Origin of the sequence: Pseudarthrobacter scleromae, assembly GCF_014644515.1 — a bacterium.
In the GTDB taxonomy this organism is placed as follows: domain Bacteria; phylum Actinomycetota; class Actinomycetes; order Actinomycetales; family Micrococcaceae; genus Arthrobacter; species Arthrobacter scleromae.
This window is the reverse complement of the sequence record NZ_BMKV01000001.1, coordinates 540,813-554,887: the sequence shown is the minus strand read 5'-3', so window position 1 is coordinate 554,887 and position 14,075 is coordinate 540,813. Positions and strand designations below refer to the sequence as shown.

The 14,075-nt window shown below is 62.4% G+C and carries 20 protein-coding genes; 3 read left to right on the top strand and 17 right to left on the bottom strand.

Annotated elements, in window-relative coordinates:
- Positions 1 to 10: 10 nt before the first annotated feature.
- From rpsK to IEX33_RS02640, 5 genes are all read right to left on the bottom strand, one after another.
- Complete coding sequence (gene rpsK, locus IEX33_RS02660; protein ID WP_018769149.1) at positions 11 to 412, bottom strand: 30S ribosomal protein S11; 402 nt, start codon at positions 410 to 412, stop codon at positions 11 to 13.
- 54 nt (positions 413 to 466) lie between these two features.
- Positions 467 to 841, bottom strand: coding sequence for a 30S ribosomal protein S13 (rpsM, locus tag IEX33_RS02655; protein ID WP_003803743.1), 375 nt, complete (start codon positions 839 to 841; stop codon positions 467 to 469).
- 183 nt (positions 842 to 1,024) lie between these two features.
- Entirely contained in the window at positions 1,025 to 1,138 is a 114-nt protein-coding gene (gene rpmJ / locus IEX33_RS02650; RefSeq protein WP_009358722.1) for a 50S ribosomal protein L36, read from the bottom strand.
- A gap of 70 nt (positions 1,139 to 1,208) precedes the next feature.
- On the bottom strand, positions 1,209 to 1,430 hold the full coding sequence (infA, locus tag IEX33_RS02645; protein WP_009358723.1) for a translation initiation factor IF-1: 222 nt from the start codon (positions 1,428 to 1,430) through the stop codon (positions 1,209 to 1,211).
- Positions 1,431 to 1,601: 171 nt separating this feature from the next.
- Positions 1,602 to 2,651 (bottom strand): P1 family peptidase, encoded by a 1,050-nt coding sequence (locus IEX33_RS02640; RefSeq protein ID WP_188727445.1) that lies wholly within the window; start codon positions 2,649 to 2,651, stop codon positions 1,602 to 1,604.
- A 239-nt stretch (positions 2,652 to 2,890) separates the two neighbouring features.
- Between IEX33_RS02640 and IEX33_RS02635 the strand changes: the two genes are divergently transcribed.
- The 3 genes from IEX33_RS02635 to IEX33_RS02625 all read left to right on the top strand — a co-directional run bounded on the left by IEX33_RS02635 (position 2,891) and on the right by IEX33_RS02625 (position 6,181).
- Positions 2,891 to 3,847, top strand: coding sequence for a carbohydrate ABC transporter permease (locus tag IEX33_RS02635; protein WP_188727443.1), 957 nt, complete (start codon positions 2,891 to 2,893; stop codon positions 3,845 to 3,847).
- On the top strand, positions 3,844 to 4,764 hold the full coding sequence (locus tag IEX33_RS02630) for a carbohydrate ABC transporter permease (protein ID WP_188727441.1): 921 nt from the start codon (positions 3,844 to 3,846) through the stop codon (positions 4,762 to 4,764). The genes IEX33_RS02635 and IEX33_RS02630 overlap by 4 nt, the downstream gene beginning before the upstream one ends.
- Before the next feature lie 73 nt (positions 4,765 to 4,837).
- The gene (locus tag IEX33_RS02625) at positions 4,838 to 6,181 is read left to right on the top strand and encodes an ABC transporter substrate-binding protein (RefSeq protein WP_188727439.1); all 1,344 of its coding nucleotides are present in this window, start codon (positions 4,838 to 4,840) and stop codon (positions 6,179 to 6,181) included.
- Positions 6,182 to 6,296: 115 nt separating this feature from the next.
- Here IEX33_RS02625 and map read toward each other — a convergent pair whose 3' ends face one another.
- From map to rplN, 12 genes are all read right to left on the bottom strand, one after another.
- The gene (gene map, locus IEX33_RS02620; protein ID WP_188727437.1) at positions 6,297 to 7,124 is read right to left on the bottom strand and encodes a type I methionyl aminopeptidase; all 828 of its coding nucleotides are present in this window, start codon (positions 7,122 to 7,124) and stop codon (positions 6,297 to 6,299) included.
- Between the two features lie 72 nt (positions 7,125 to 7,196).
- Complete coding sequence (locus tag IEX33_RS02615; RefSeq protein WP_174176874.1) at positions 7,197 to 7,766, bottom strand: adenylate kinase; 570 nt, start codon at positions 7,764 to 7,766, stop codon at positions 7,197 to 7,199.
- Positions 7,767 to 7,771: 5 nt separating this feature from the next.
- A complete protein-coding gene (secY, locus tag IEX33_RS02610; protein WP_104184330.1) occupies positions 7,772 to 9,082 on the bottom strand; it encodes a preprotein translocase subunit SecY in 1,311 nt (436 codons plus the stop codon).
- Between the two features lie 212 nt (positions 9,083 to 9,294).
- On the bottom strand, positions 9,295 to 9,780 hold the full coding sequence (gene rplO, locus IEX33_RS02605; RefSeq protein WP_066277850.1) for a 50S ribosomal protein L15: 486 nt from the start codon (positions 9,778 to 9,780) through the stop codon (positions 9,295 to 9,297).
- Positions 9,781 to 9,987 carry a 50S ribosomal protein L30 gene (gene rpmD / locus IEX33_RS02600; protein WP_066277852.1) on the bottom strand — a complete coding sequence of 69 codons (207 nt, stop codon included), beginning with the start codon at positions 9,985 to 9,987 and terminating at the stop codon, positions 9,781 to 9,783.
- A gap of 2 nt (positions 9,988 to 9,989) precedes the next feature.
- Positions 9,990 to 10,712 carry a 30S ribosomal protein S5 gene (gene rpsE, locus IEX33_RS02595; protein ID WP_066277854.1) on the bottom strand — a complete coding sequence of 241 codons (723 nt, stop codon included), beginning with the start codon at positions 10,710 to 10,712 and terminating at the stop codon, positions 9,990 to 9,992.
- Positions 10,709 to 11,092 carry a 50S ribosomal protein L18 gene (rplR, locus tag IEX33_RS02590; RefSeq protein WP_188727435.1) on the bottom strand — a complete coding sequence of 128 codons (384 nt, stop codon included), beginning with the start codon at positions 11,090 to 11,092 and terminating at the stop codon, positions 10,709 to 10,711. Before rplR ends, rpsE begins: the two co-directional genes overlap by 4 nt.
- 2 nt (positions 11,093 to 11,094) lie before the next feature.
- Entirely contained in the window at positions 11,095 to 11,631 is a 537-nt protein-coding gene (gene rplF, locus IEX33_RS02585; protein WP_104184331.1) for a 50S ribosomal protein L6, read from the bottom strand.
- Between the two features lie 18 nt (positions 11,632 to 11,649).
- Entirely contained in the window at positions 11,650 to 12,048 is a 399-nt protein-coding gene (gene rpsH, locus IEX33_RS02580; protein ID WP_041652213.1) for a 30S ribosomal protein S8, read from the bottom strand.
- A 94-nt stretch (positions 12,049 to 12,142) separates the two neighbouring features.
- Positions 12,143 to 12,724, bottom strand: coding sequence for a 50S ribosomal protein L5 (gene rplE / locus IEX33_RS02575; protein WP_102975105.1), 582 nt, complete (start codon positions 12,722 to 12,724; stop codon positions 12,143 to 12,145).
- Complete coding sequence (gene rplX, locus IEX33_RS02570; protein ID WP_102975106.1) at positions 12,724 to 13,086, bottom strand: 50S ribosomal protein L24; 363 nt, start codon at positions 13,084 to 13,086, stop codon at positions 12,724 to 12,726. The genes rplE and rplX overlap by 1 nt, the downstream gene beginning before the upstream one ends.
- A 3-nt stretch (positions 13,087 to 13,089) precedes the next feature.
- Complete coding sequence (rplN, locus tag IEX33_RS02565; RefSeq protein WP_009358299.1) at positions 13,090 to 13,458, bottom strand: 50S ribosomal protein L14; 369 nt, start codon at positions 13,456 to 13,458, stop codon at positions 13,090 to 13,092.
- Between the last annotated feature and the right edge of the window lie 617 nt (positions 13,459 to 14,075).

Here is a 14,075-nt window from a genome sequence, read left to right as displayed (position 1 = left end):
GTGGAAAGCCTTAGACGCGGCGGCGCTTCGGCGGGCGGCAGCCGTTGTGCGCAGCGGGGGTGACGTCCTGAATGGAGCCAACCTCGAGGCCTGCGGCCTGCAGCGAACGGATCGCGGTCTCGCGTCCGGAACCCGGTCCCTTGACGAAAACGTCAACCTTGCGCATGCCGTGCTCCTGGGCACGCTTGGCAGCAGCCTCGGCAGCCATCTGGGCTGCGAACGGGGTGGACTTACGCGAGCCCTTGAAGCCAACCTCACCTGAGGAAGCCCAAGAGATAACAGCGCCGTTCGGATCCGTGATGGAAACGATGGTGTTGTTGAACGTGCTCTTGATGTGCGCCTGGCCAAGCGCGATATTCTTCTTGTCCTTCTTACGCGGCTTGCGAACCGCGCCACGAGTCTTCGGGGGCATTATTTCTCCTACAGAAAGTTATTGGGGAAAAGTCCGTTAATCCCGGCGGGGATTTTAACGGGCCTTCTTCTTGCCGGCGACGGTGCGCTTCGGGCCCTTGCGGGTACGGGCGTTGGTCTTCGTACGCTGTCCGCGTACGGGCAGGCCCTTGCGGTGGCGCAGGCCTTCGTAGCTGCCGATTTCAACCTTGCGGCGGATATCTGCTGCTACTTCGCGGCGAAGGTCACCCTCAACCTTGTAGTTGCCTTCAATGTAGTCACGCAGCTCAACCAGCTGTGCATCAGTCAGGTCCTTGACGCGGACGTCGGCGCTGATGCCAGTGGCAGCCAGGGTTTCGTGTGCACGGGTCTTGCCCACGCCGTAGATGTAAGTAAGCGCAATTTCCAGCCGCTTTTCGCGGGGAATGTCTACGCCAGCGAGACGAGCCATAGTGGCAGTACTCCTTGAATAAACCGGAGGTCGTAGGCAGTACACCCGCACGTTCTGTGCGGCCCCAGCCTCCGACCGGGGGTTAGCTGTCCGGACTCTTTCGAGCTAAATGTTCCAGATCAGCTTGTGCTGCCTTTATTTACTTGCGTGGGTTAGCAACCCAGGATTTCCCGATGAAGGGAATTAGCCCTGGCGCTGCTTGTGGCGCGGGTTCTCGCAGATCACCATGACCCGGCCATTACGGCGGATCACTTTGCACTTTTCGCAGATCTGCTTGACGCTCGGCTTGACCTTCATGGCATTCCTTTGCGTGTAACAGTTGGTCAACTGGAGCGGCAGCCAGCTTGCACTGGAGCCGCCCAGCAATTTACTTGTAGCGGTAGACGATACGACCACGGGTGAGGTCGTACGGGCTCAGCTCCACCACTACGCGGTCCTCAGGGAGGATTCGGATGTAGTGCTGACGCATCTTTCCAGAGATGTGTGCCAGAACGATGTGCTTGTTGGTGAGCTCAACGCGAAACATCGCGTTAGGCAGCGCCTCGGTCACAACGCCTTCGATCTCAATGACCCCGTCCTTCTTGGCCATACCCTCCGCTAACTGTTGTTGCCGCAGCCCCGCCGGATTGCACCGGACATGGCCACGAACGTTTTGGTTGGATCGATTGCCGGCTCCAGACCCAAAAGGGCGTGGCAGTCCAGACAACCAACAAGCAACACTACTCTGTATCGCTGAAAAAGTTAAATCGGCAATGGTAACCTACCGGGCGCCGAACACACCATAATCGCCGGCGGCAGTGCTGACGGCTTCCGCGCTGGCCACGCCGTCAAGGATGGCCAACCGGACGACGTCGGCTGCCGCACTTTGGAGGGTGATGAGGCTGTGCCGGCGGGCGGCTTCGTCCGAACGGTCGAGTGCCACGGCTTGGGTAGACAGACAGAAAACCGTGTCTCCGTCAGCCAACGTGTGCGAAGGATTCAGAGCCCTCGCAATACCAGCATGTGATGCAGCTGCAGTCCGCTTGCACTCGGCCACATCAAGGACAGCATTGGTAGCCACCACAACAAGGGTGGTATTAAGGGGTGGCGGGGCCGCACCCCCTGAAGGGGAGTCGGGAACCCGGATGCGCGCGTCTAAGGTGGGCCCACGCGAGCCGGGTTCCCTGGCCGAGCTTGCGAGGTTAGGGGGCTCGTGGGGCGGAACGACCGAGCGCGCGGAGGGTTCGCGATTTCCCGGCGGAGTCAATGGCAGTCCGAGAGCATTGACGACCGCAATAGCCCCCACCACCACGCCGTTCTCAAGCGTCACAGAGGCAGTCCCGACGCCGCCCTTGTATGTGCGGGCCATGACGGCGCCGGTGCCGGCACCCACGTTGCCGCGTCCGACGTCGTGCCCTTCCGTTTGCGCCGCAGCGGCGGCGGTTGCCGCATAACCCATGTCCGGCGTCGGACGTGCCGAGAAGTCCCCGCCCCTGCCGAGGTCGAAGATCGCGGCTGCCGGCACGATAGGGACCACTCCCCCGGGGACCGCGAACCCGCGGCCGTTCTCCTCGCACCAGCGCTGGGCGCCGGCGGCCGAGGCGAGGCCGTAGGCGCTGCCTCCGGTGAGGACAACGGCGTCCACGGCGCTCACGAGCGTGGTGGGATCCAGGGCATCGGTTTCATGGGTGGCAGGTCCGCCGCCCTGGACATCCACGGACCCGCAGGTCCCCGGTGGCGGCAGGACAACCGTGACGCCAGTCAGCCAGCCGTCACCGGACTTCTGTTGGTGCCCCACCCGGACTCCCGGCACGTCAGTGATTGCTCCCATGGCACCCATTCTGCCCTTTTAACCAGCAAACGGATGAATACGGGCGGGTCCCTGCCTTTCAAACAAACTTTGTGCAAGACTGCAGGCAACACAGCGTTAACGGGCAACGAAGCCTCGGATAACAGTCCTTTGGCGAGGACACTTGCGGCTTTCTGCCTACTGACCATGTGGTGAAGTAATGGCTAGACTCCCCCGACCACGGCCGGCCACGAGCAGGCACGAATCCCGTGAGAGACCGCATGACCCGTCAACTCGCACCCCATCCGTCCACCCAGCCCACGAAGCCCGGACCGGCCGCCGCCCCAAAACGCCGGCGCTGGACGCAGAGAACCCGGCGGGACTTCTTCGTGTTCCTTGCCCTCGCTCTGCCCAACCTGGTGCTGATCGCCGTCTTCACGTACCGGCCACTGGTCAGCAACATCTACTACTCCACGCTGGACTGGACCCTGGGGTCACCGTCAGCCACGGTGGTGGGCATCAACAACTACGTCACCTTCTTCACCAGCGACGACGCCTCCAAGGTACTGGGCACCACGGCGATCTTCACGGTGGTCACCGTGGGTGGATCCATGATCCTGGGACTGCTCATCGCCCTGGCGCTGAATGCGAAAGTCCGGGGAACCACGTTCGCCCGCTCGGCGGTGTTCGCCCCCTACGTCCTGTCCGGCGTCGGCGTGGGCCTGGTGTGGCTCTTCATCTTCGATCCCGGCTACGGCGTCCTCGCCTGGCTGCTCCGGGGCATCGGCCAGCAGAGCCCGCAGTGGATCAACGACCCCCAGCTTTCCCTGGTCATGGTCATCCTGGTGTACGTCTGGAAAAACCTGGGGTACTGCGCGGTGGTGTACCTGGCAGGGCTCCAGTCCCTGCCGCAGGATGTCATGGAGGCAGCCTCCCTTGACGGCGCCAACGGATTCCGGCGGTTCATCACCATGTCCCTGCCGCTCCTGTCCCCCACCACGTTCTTCCTGCTGATCACCAGCTTGCTCAGTTCACTGCAGGCCTTTGACCTGATCAGGATCATGACGCCGCTGGGAACCGGCACCAGCACCCTGATCTACGAGGCCTACCTCCAGGCCTTCGGCGCCTTCAACCGGGCCGGCTATTCCGCGGCCATCTCGGTGATCCTGTTCGCGATCCTCCTGGTGATCACCGTGTTCCAACTGCGGTTCGTGGAACGGAAGGTGCACTACTCGTGAGCTCCGTGTCACCGGTCAACCCGGACCCCACAGCCCCGCCCACGCAGGCCCCGGACCCAGTAATCCCGCGGGACCGGCCGTTCTCCCGGCGGAACCTGGTGCAGGCCGTCCTGGGCGGGTACGTCCCCCTGATCCTGGCAACCTTGGTGGTTTTCCTGCCGCTGCTGTGGATGGTGCTCAGCTCGTTCAAGCAGCCCGGTGAAATCATCACCATGGATCTGGAGATCCTGCCGGAAGGCCTCAACCTGCAGAACTACCAGATCGCCATGACCACCGTGCCCTTCGGCCAGTTCTTCCTTAACAGCGCCATCGTCACGGCCGCGGGCGCCAGCGTCAAGGTGGTCCTTGCCATCCTCACGGCCTATGCCCTGGTGTTCGTCCGGTTCCCATTCAAGAACGTCATTTTCATGCTCATCCTGGTGGCACTGATGGTGCCGCCCCAGGTGTCCATCCTGCCCAACTACATCCTGATTTCGGGGATGGGCGGGAAGAACACCCTGTGGGGCATCATCCTGCCGGGCCTCGGAACCGCCTTCGGCACCTTCCTCCTGCGGCAGCACTTCCTCACCCTGCCCAACTCCATCCTCGAGTCGGCGGAAATTGATGGCGCAGGCCACTGGCGGCGGCTGTGGCGCATCGTCGTTCCCATCTCCGTTCCCTCCATTGCCACGGTGGCGCTGGTGACCATCGTCAGCGAGTGGAACGAGTACATCTGGCCGCTGATCATCACGGACCGTCCCGACACCATGACCCTGCCGGTGGGCCTGACGCTGCTCCAGAATTCCGAGAGCAACGCCTCCGGTTGGGGCATCCTCATGGCCGGCGCCGTCCTGGTGATCGTCCCCATCCTGATCGTCTTCGCAGCCCTCCAGCGTTACATCGTCGCCGGGCTCACCCAGGGCAGCGTCACCGGGTAAGCCCGTGCCGCCGTCGTTCATCACAGAAGAAGCACCCAACTCCTCAATGTGGTACCCAACGAAAGGACCTGCAATGACACAGCACCTCGATCGGAGGCACTTCCTGGGACTCGCCGGGGTCACGGCGTCGGCCGCTGCCCTGGCAGCCTGCGGCGGCCCGTCCACGAGCGGCACCCCCGTGGCCGGCGAAGCGGCGGAACTCGACTTCAGTGGAGTGAAGCCGGCCGCGAAAATCGACTTCTGGTCCAATCACCCCGGCAAGTCGCAGGACGTCGAAAAGGCCATTATTGAGAAGTTCCACGCCAAGTTCCCGGACATCAGGGTCAACCTGGTCACGGCCGGCGCGAACTACGAGGAAATCGCGCAGAAGTTCCAGACCTCGCAGGCGGCAAAATCGGGCCTCCCGGGCGTCGTGGTCCTCTCGGATGTGTGGTGGTTCCGCTACTTCACCAACGGCAGCATCATCCCGGTGGACGCCCTCGTCAAGCAGCTGGACATCAAGCTGGACGATTTCCGGAAGTCACTCGTGGACGACTACAAGTACAACGACAAGCAATGGGCCCTGCCCTACGGGCGCTCAACTCCCCTGTTCTACTACAACAAGGACCACTTCCAGGCCGCCGGGCTGCCAGACCGGGCACCCAAAACCTGGCAGGAGTTCGGCGAGTGGGCGCCCAAGCTGAAGGCCAGTTCAGGCGCGCAGTACGCCTACATCTACCCGGCGTTGGCGGGCTACGCGGGCTGGACCCTGCAAAACAACCTGTGGGGCTGGGGCGGCTCCTGGTCCAAGGAGTGGGAGATCACCTGCGATTCGCCCGAATCCATTGAGGCGCTGCAGTGGGCCCAGGACTCGATCTACAAGAACGGCTGGGCCGGCGTCTCCTCCAAGGAAGCTGCCGACGACTTCTCCGCAGGGCTGACCTCGTCCACGATCTCCTCCACAGGGTCCCTCCTTGGCGTGCTGAAGTCCGCACCGTTCAATGTGGGCGTGGGCTTCCTGCCCGGCGGACCGAAGGCCGAGACCAACGTCTGCCCCACCGGCGGCGCCGGGCTGGGCATCCCCAGCGGCATCACCAAGGAGGAGCAGCTGGCGGCCGGCACGTTCCTGAAGTTCATGACGGAGCCGGAAAACAGCGCAGCCTTCTCGGCTGCCACCGGCTACATGCCCACCCGCGAGTCGGCGGACATGAAGGCGGTCCTGGCCCAGACCCCACAAATCCAGACCGCCGTGGACCAGCTGGCCGTGACACGGGTCCAGGACAATGCCCGGGTGTTCCTCCCGGGCGCCGACCAGGAACTGGCCAAGGCCGCCGCGGCCATCCTCACCCAGCAGGCGGACGTGAAGTCCACCATGACCAGCCTGAAGAAAACGCTGGAGGGCATCTACGAGAAGGACGTCAAGCCGAAACTCGGCTGAGTTTCTCCCTAAGGAAGAAGCGCCCGCTGCCGTTGCGGGATCACAACGGCAGCTGGCGCTTCTGCTTAGGCCTTCGGGCCGCGGACTGGAGGTCCTTGGGCCCGCGGGCCCGGCGCTACGGGATAGGTACGGGTGTCACGCCCAGCGGCACCAGGTGCTCCGCGCCGCCGTCGGGCGCTGACAGCACCCAGATACCTTTCTCGTGGACCGCAACGGAGTGCTCCCACTGGCACGACCGCTTCCCGTCGGTGGTGACGACGGTCCAGTCGTCTTCCAGGACCGCTGTTTCGATGCCGCCGCGCACCAGCATGGGCTCGATCGCCAGGCACAGTCCCGGCTTGATCTTGGGGCCGCGGTGGGTGGTGCGGTAGTTCAGCACGTCAGGGGCCATGTGCATTTCGGAACCGATGCCGTGGCCCACGTAGTCCTCGAGGATCCCCAGCGGCTTACCGGGAACGGACGAGACGTAATCGTCGATCGCGGCCCCGATGTCGCCCACGTGCTTTCCGGTGGCCAGCGCGGCAATGCCATGCCACATCGCTGCGCGGGTCACGTCCGAGAGGCGCTGGTCCTCCGGGTCGGCCGTGCCTACGATGACGGTCCTCGCCGAGTCGGAGTGCCAGCCGTCCACGATCGCGCCGCCGTCGATCGAGATGATGTCCCCGTCGTTGAGGACGCGGCTGCCCGGGATGCCGTGGACCACTTCCTCGTTGACCGAGGTGCAGATGGTGGCCGGAAAGCCGTGGTAGCCAAGGAAGTTGGACTTTGCGCCCGCTTCGTTCAGGACAGCGGCGAAGACGTCGTCGAGGTGCTTGGTGGTGGTTCCAGGCACTGCGGCGGCGACGGCTGCGTCCAGTGCACGGCTCAGGACCAGTCCTGCCTCGTGCATGGTGCGCATCTGGGCGTTGGTCTTGTATTCGATGCGGGGCTGGCCAAAGGCCATGGGATTCCTTCTTTCAAATGGCTGAGGCTCCTCCCGGTTGCCGGGAGGAGCCTCGGAATACGTTCGCCTGGATCAGGCTGCCTGTGCCGCCTTGATGGCCTGCATGACGCGGTCGGTGACTTCGTCGATGCCGCCGATACCGTCAACCTGGGTCAGGATGCCGCGCTCTGCGTACTTCGCCACCACGGCTTCGGTCTGCTCGTGGTAGAGGTCAAGGCGGTGGCGGATGACGGCTTCATTGTCGTCGCTCCGGCCCGTTTCCTTGGCGCGGCCGAGCAGCCGGTGGACCAGTTCCTCATCGTCGGCAGTCAGCTGCAGGACGACGTCGAGCTTTTCCTCACCCTTGGCAAGGATTTCGTCCAGGTAGTCCACCTGGGCGGTGGTGCGGGGGTAGCCGTCCAGCAGGAAGCCGGTCTCGACGTCGGACTCGCTGAGCCGGTCCCGCACCATCTTGTTGGTGACGCTGTCCGGAACAAAGTCGCCGTTGTCCATGTACTTCTTGGCTTCAATGCCAAGCGGCGTCTCGCCCTTCACGTTGGCGCGGAAGATGTCGCCGGTGGAGATCGCCACAACGCCGAGGCGCTCTGAAATCCGCTCCGCCTGCGTTCCTTTTCCGGAACCGGGAGGTCCAATAATCAGCATTCTCGTCATCGCAAAAGCCCTTCGTAGTGACGTTGTTGTAGCTGCGCATCAATCTGCTTGACGGTCTCCAGGCCAACGCCCACCATGATCAGGATCGAGGTGCCACCGAACGGGAAGTTCTGGTTGGCGTTGATCAGCACCAGTGCAACCAGCGGGATCAGCGCCACGAAGCCCAGGTACAGGGCACCGGGGAGGGTGATCCTGGAGAGCACGTACTGCAGATAGTCAGCGGTCGGCTTACCCGCGCGGATACCCGGGATGAAGCCGCCGTACTTCTTCATGTTGTCCGAGACCTCTTCAGGGTTGAAGGTGATCGCGACATAGAAGTAGGTAAAGAACACGATCATGGCAAAGTACAGCACCATATAGATCGGCTGGTCGCCGCGGACCAGGTTGTTGTTGATCCATTCGACCCACGGCTGGAGCTGCTCGCCCTGCCTGGGCTGGTTGAACTGCGCAATCAGGCCGGGCAGGTAGAGCATTGAGGAAGCGAAGATCACCGGGATAACGCCGGCCATGTTCACCTTGATGGGGATGTAGGTGCTCGTGCCGCCCACAGTGCGGCGGCCAATCATCCGCTTGGCGTACTGCACCGGGACCCTGCGCTGCGACTGCTCAACGAAGACAACCAGGGCCACTGTGAGCAGGCCGACGGCGAGGACAATGAAGAAGGTTCCGGGACCCTGTGCGCTCCAGATGGCACCAAGGGAGGTGGGGAACGTAGCGGCGATGGACGTGAAGATGAGCAGGGACATACCGTTGCCCACGCCCTTCTCGGTCACGAGCTCGCCCATCCACATGATCAGGCCGGTGCCGGCCGTCAGGGTGATGATGAGCAGGATGGTGGTGATAACGCTGCTGTCAGGAATGATCGGCAGGTTACAGCCCGGAAGCAACTGCCCGGAGCGCGCAAGGGATACCAGCGTGGTGGCATTGAGCAGGCCCAGCGCGATGGTGAGGTACCGGGTGTACTGGGTCAGTTTGGACTGGCCCGAAGCGCCTTCTTCGTAGAGCTGCTGGAACCGGGGAATGACCACCCGGAGCAGCTGGACGATGATGCTGGCCGTGATGTACGGCATGATGCCCAGCGCGAAGATGGACACCTGGAGCAACGCCCCGCCGCTGAACAGGTTAACGAGCTGGTACAGCCCCTCTGCCGTCTGACCGTTCTGCAAGCATTGCTGGACATTCTGGTAGTTCACACCAGGCGAGGGAATGAAAGCACCCAAGCGGAAAATGGTGATGATTCCCAGCGTGAACAACAACTTGCGTCGCAGATCAGGCGTGCGAAAGGCCCGGCCAAATGCGCTAAGCAAGCGTCCTCCTGTGGTGTGAAGAGTGGTGTGATGGGGATCTATGAATCCCGACAACCGAGTCTAACGGGTGTATGCGCCCTGCGAACAATCCGCAGTGGCGCCGCTGCGCCGGATGGCGGCGAAAAAACGGCGGGCGGATGGAAAAAACTCCCGGCCCCGGGGCGGTAGCCCCAGGACCGGGAGTTCAACAACGGGCTTGGCGCCCACCGGCTCTAGAGAGCGGTGGTGCTTCCGCCTGCTGCGGCAATCTTTTCAGCGGCGCTGGCCGAGAATGCGTGGGCGGTGACGTCAACCTTGACGGTGATGTCGCCGGTGCCCAGCACCTTGACGGGCTGGTTCTTGCGAACGGCACCCTTTTCGACCAGGTTCTCCACGGTTACTGCGCCACCTTCGGGGAACAGCTCGTTGAGCTTGTCCAGGTTTACAACCTGGAACTCAACCCGGAACGGGTTCTTGAAGCCGCGCAGCTTCGGCAGGCGCATGTGCAGCGGCAGCTGGCCGCCGGCAAAGCCAGCCTTGATCTGGTAACGGGCTGCAGTACCCTTCGTGCCACGGCCAGCGGTCTTACCCTTGGAACCTTCACCACGACCAACACGGGTCTTGGCGGTCTTGGCACCCGGGGCGGGACGCAGGTGGTGAACCTTCAGGGCGTTCTGCTTCTCAGCAGCCTGTGCCTTATCAGCAGTGTTCTCTGCCATTTACTTCGCCTCCTCTACCTTTACCAGGTGCGGAACCGTGTTGAGCATCCCAACAGTCACGGCATCGGCGGTGCGGACAACAGTCTGTCCGATACGCTTCAGGCCGAGGGACCGCAGGGTGTCGCGCTGGTTCTGCTTGCCGCCAATGGCGGACTTGATCTGAGTGATCTCCAACTGGGCGTCGGAGGGAACCAGGTTCTTAGCCATAACTAGGCACCTGCCTTCGTGTTCAGAAGGGCCTTCACCAGTGCCGGCGGAGCAATCTCGTCGAGGGGCAGGCCGCGGCGTGCTGCCACTGCTGCCGGCTCTTCGAGGCGCTTCAGGGCATCAACGGTCGCGTGAACGATGTTGATGGCGTTGGAGGAACCGAGCGACTTGGAGAGGATGTCGTGGATGCCCACGCACTCCAGTACTGCACGGACCGGGCCACCGGCGATAACACCGGTACCGGCGGAAGCCGGACGCAGCATTACGACGCCGGCAGCAGCCTCACCCTGAACGCGGTGCGGGATGGTGCTGCCAACGCGGGGAACGCGGAAGAAGGACTTCTTAGCTTCTTCAACGCCCTTCGCGATTGCGGCAGGAACTTCCTTAGCCTTGCCGTAGCCAACGCCGACCATACCGTTACCGTCACCGACGACGACCAGGGCGGTGAAGCTGAAGCGACGACCACCCTTGACCACCTTGGAAACGCGGTTGATGGTGACGACGCGCTCTACGAACTGGCTCTTCTCGGCTTCACGGCCGCCGTCGCGGCCGCCACGGCCACCACGGTCGCCGCGGCCCTGGCCACGGTCGCCACGCTCGCCGCGACGAGCGCCGCCACGGCGGTCGTCGGCAGCTGCGGGGGCAGTGGTCTCAGCGGCAGCTGTGGCTTCAGTAGCCTTCTGATCTGCAGACACAGTGTCCTTTTCCTTGTTTGCTTCCGTCACAGTGACAGCCCACCTTCACGTGCACCGTCAGCGACGGCGGCGATCCGGCCGTGGTACTTGTTACCACCGCGGTCGAAGACAACAGCTTCGATACCGGCAGCCTTGGCACGCTCGGCAACCAGTTCGCCAACGCGCTTGGCCTTGGCGGTCTTGTCGCCGTCGAATACACGAAGGTCGGCTTCCAGAGTGGAGGCGCTCGCTACGGTCAGGCCCTTGGTGTCATCGACAACCTGGACGAATACGTGGCGTGCTGAACGGTTGACGACCAGACGCGGACGTACAGCCGTACCGGAGATGCGCTTACGGATACGAAGCTGGCGGCGGCTGCGCGAAGCAGACTTGCTCTTGTTCGTACGCTTCTTGTTAATTGAGATGGCCATGGTTACTTACCAGCCTTTCCGACCTTGCGGCGGATGACTTCGCCGGCGTAACGGATGCCCTTGCCCTTATAGGGGTCCGGCTTCCGCAGCTTGCGAATGTTGGCAGCAACCTCGCCGACCTGCTGCTTGTTGATACCTGAAACAGAGAGCTTGGTCGGGGTCTCAACTGCAAAGGTGATGCCGTCCGGGGCGGTGACGCTGACCGGGTGGCTGTAACCAAGAGCGAACTCCAGGTCGGATCCCTTCGCCTGAACGCGGTAACCGGTACCAACGATTTCAAGCTTCTTCTCGTAGCCCTTGGTAACGCCCTCGATCATGTTGGAGATCAGGGTGCGGGTCAGGCCGTGGAGTGAACGGGAGGCGCGCTCGTCGTTCGGGCGGGCGACAGTCAGGGTGTCTGCATCCAGGGTTACCTCGATCGGGCTGGCCACAGTGTGGTTCAGCTCGCCCTTGGTGCCCTTGACGCTGACGACAGAGCCGTCAACCTTGACCTCAACGCCGGCAGGAACGGTGATGGGGAGACGTCCAATACGTGACATTATTCTCTTCCTTTCCCGTTACCAGACGTACGCGAGGACTTCGCCGCCCACGCCCTTCTTGCCGGCCTGCTTGTCAGTCAGGAGGCCGGAAGAGGTGGACAGGATTGCGACACCCAGGCCACCGAGCACGTGCGGCAGGTTGGTGGACTTTGCGTAAACACGCAGGCCCGGCTTGGAAATACGGCGAACACCAGCGATTGAACGCTCGCGGTTCGGTCCGAACTTGAGCTCGATGGTCAGCTTCTTGCCAACCTCAGCGTCCTCTTCCTTCCAGCCGGCAATGAAGCCTTCAGCCTTGAGGATGTCGGCAACGCGTGCCTTGAGCTTGCTGTACGGCATGGTCACGGTGTCGTGGTATGCCGAGTTTGCATTGCGCAGACGCGTAAGCATGTCTGCGACAGGATCTGTCATTGTCATGGTGGGCTCGTGCCCTTCCTCGTAACGGTTTCCGCGGTGCTGCTTTCCTGACCGGAGTCAGAAGCCATGCCGCCGGACCTTTTACGTAGTTAGATTAGTCTTCGGCCTTGAACGGGAAACCAAGCGCCTTGAGCAGCGCACGGCCTTCGTCATCGGTCTTGGCAGTGGTAACAACCGTGATGTCCATACCGCGGACGCGGTCGATCTTGTCCTGGTCGATTTCGTGGAACATAACCTGCTCGGTCAGACCGAAGGTGTAGTTGCCGTTGCCATCGAACTGCTTGCCGGAGAGTCCGCGGAAGTCGCGGATACGGGGCAGTGCCAGGGTGACAAGACGATCCAGGAATTCCCACATGCGGTCGCCACGCAGGGTAGCGTGTGCACCGATGGGCATGCCTTCGCGCAGCTTGAACTGTGCGATCGACTTGCGGGCCTTGGTTACCTGCGGCTTCTGGCCGGTGATCTGGGTGAGGTCGCGGACAGCGCCGTCGATCAGCTTGGAGTCCTTGGCGGCATCTCCAACACCCATGTTCACAACGACCTTCACGAGGCGGGGAACCTGGTTGACGTTCTGGTACTTGAATTCCTCAATGAGCGTGCTCTTGATGGATTCTGCGTACTTGGTCTTCAGACGAGGAACGATCTTCGTTGCCGGAGTCTCGAGAGTCTCAGTCATTAGATGTCCTTCCCTGAGCTCTTGGCCACGCGGATGCGGACTTCGCGCTGCTTGCCGTTACGCTCAACGGTTTCAGTGCGGAAGCCGACGCGGGTGGGCTTCTTGGTGGACGGGTCAACCAGAGCCACGTTGGAGATGTGGATCGGGGCTTCAACAACCTCGATGCCACCGGTCTTGGTGCCGCGCTGCGACTGACCGACCTTGGTGTGCTTAGTTACGCGGTTGACGCCTTCAACCAACACGCGGTTGGTGTCGGTGAACACGCGCAGGACCTTGCCCTGCTTGCCGCGGTCGCCGCCGCGCTCAGCCTTGGCACCAGTGATGACCTGAACGAGGTCACCCTTCTTGATCTTAGAAGCCATGGACTAGAGCACCTCCGGAGCCAGAGAAACGATCTTCATGAACTTCTTGTCACGGAGTTCACGACCAACCGGTCCGAAGATACGGGTACCGCGGGGGTCACCGTCGCCCTTCAGGATCACAGCTGCGTTCTCGTCAAACTTGATGTAGGAACCATCCGCACGGCGGCGTTCCTTCTTGGTACGGACGATGACTGCCTTGACAACATCGCCCTTCTTTACGTTGCCGCCCGGGATTGCATCCTTGACGGTGGCGACAATGACGTCACCGATGCCTGCGTAGCGACGGCCAGATCCACCGAGAACGCGAATGGTAAGGATTTCCTTAGCACCCGTGTTGTCGGCGACCTTGAGTCGCGACTCCTGCTGAATCACTATTTACTCCTTGCGTCGCGCCGGTTCTCAGACCGAAAATCTTCCTACGGAATGAGCCTTGCGGAACGGTTGATCGGGGTGTCTCTTGACCTGCCTGGATTTTGCCAGACCAGGCCTAAACTCCCGTGCCAGAAGCAGTTGCTCCCATCCGGTCCAGGACTGCTCCTGGGCGCAAGGGGGCACTATGCCGTGGCACGCTTGTTTACGAGGTTGATGACGGCGCACGAAAGGCGCCATACAAACTCAATATCCTAGCACAGTTCGGCCCAGTCCCCATATCACCGGCAGCGCTCCCCCGCAACACCGCCAGGCCTCTCCCACTCCCTGCACCTTTTGGGCAAACCATCTCTCACTCCCGTTTGCCGCTCGTCGTGAAGGTGAGAGAGCGTACGGGAAAAGCCGACGTTAGGTGAGAGAGCGTCCTGAAAAAGCCGACGTTAGGTGAGAGAGCGTCTGGGGGCGGACGACGGCGTCACGCACGGCAGCCTGTCGGCGCCCCAAGGGTGCCTCCCCCGCAAAGAAGCGGCGCCGCCGTCGTGCCTTCTGCACAAGCCTTTCCGGCGTGACGGACCCAGGACGGCACCCCCACGGCGCACTCCCCCGGTTAACGCGGAAAC

Excerpts from the sequence above, each read along its gene's own strand:
- rplO (WP_066277850.1), bottom strand. The coding sequence starts at position 9,780 with ATGGCAGAGAACACTGCTGATAAGGCACAGGCTGCTGAGAAGCAGAAC.
- rpsH (WP_041652213.1), bottom strand. The coding sequence starts at position 12,048 with ATGACAATGACAGATCCTGTCGCAGACATGCTTACGCGTCTGCGCAAT.
- rpmJ (WP_009358722.1), bottom strand. The coding sequence starts at position 1,138 with ATGAAGGTCAAGCCGAGCGTCAAGCAGATCTGCGAAAAGTGCAAAGTG.
- IEX33_RS02625 (WP_188727439.1), top strand. The coding sequence starts at position 4,838 with ATGACACAGCACCTCGATCGGAGGCACTTCCTGGGACTCGCCGGGGTC.
- rpmD (WP_066277852.1), bottom strand. The coding sequence starts at position 9,987 with ATGGCTAAGAACCTGGTTCCCTCCGACGCCCAGTTGGAGATCACTCAG.
- rplR (WP_188727435.1), bottom strand. The coding sequence starts at position 11,092 with ATGGCCATCTCAATTAACAAGAAGCGTACGAACAAGAGCAAGTCTGCT.
- rplF (WP_104184331.1), bottom strand. The coding sequence starts at position 11,631 with ATGTCACGTATTGGACGTCTCCCCATCACCGTTCCTGCCGGCGTTGAG.
- IEX33_RS02615 (WP_174176874.1), bottom strand. The coding sequence starts at position 7,766 with ATGCTGATTATTGGACCTCCCGGTTCCGGAAAAGGAACGCAGGCGGAG.
- rpsK (WP_018769149.1), bottom strand. The coding sequence starts at position 412 with ATGCCCCCGAAGACTCGTGGCGCGGTTCGCAAGCCGCGTAAGAAGGAC.
- infA (WP_009358723.1), bottom strand. The coding sequence starts at position 1,430 with ATGGCCAAGAAGGACGGGGTCATTGAGATCGAAGGCGTTGTGACCGAG.
- IEX33_RS02635 (WP_188727443.1), top strand. The coding sequence starts at position 2,891 with ATGACCCGTCAACTCGCACCCCATCCGTCCACCCAGCCCACGAAGCCC.
- rpsM (WP_003803743.1), bottom strand. The coding sequence starts at position 841 with ATGGCTCGTCTCGCTGGCGTAGACATTCCCCGCGAAAAGCGGCTGGAA.
- rplX (WP_102975106.1), bottom strand. The coding sequence starts at position 13,086 with ATGGCTTCTAAGATCAAGAAGGGTGACCTCGTTCAGGTCATCACTGGT.
- map (WP_188727437.1), bottom strand. The coding sequence starts at position 7,124 with ATGGCCTTTGGCCAGCCCCGCATCGAATACAAGACCAACGCCCAGATG.
- IEX33_RS02640 (WP_188727445.1), bottom strand. The coding sequence starts at position 2,651 with ATGGGAGCAATCACTGACGTGCCGGGAGTCCGGGTGGGGCACCAACAG.
- rplE (WP_102975105.1), bottom strand. The coding sequence starts at position 12,724 with ATGACTGAGACTCTCGAGACTCCGGCAACGAAGATCGTTCCTCGTCTG.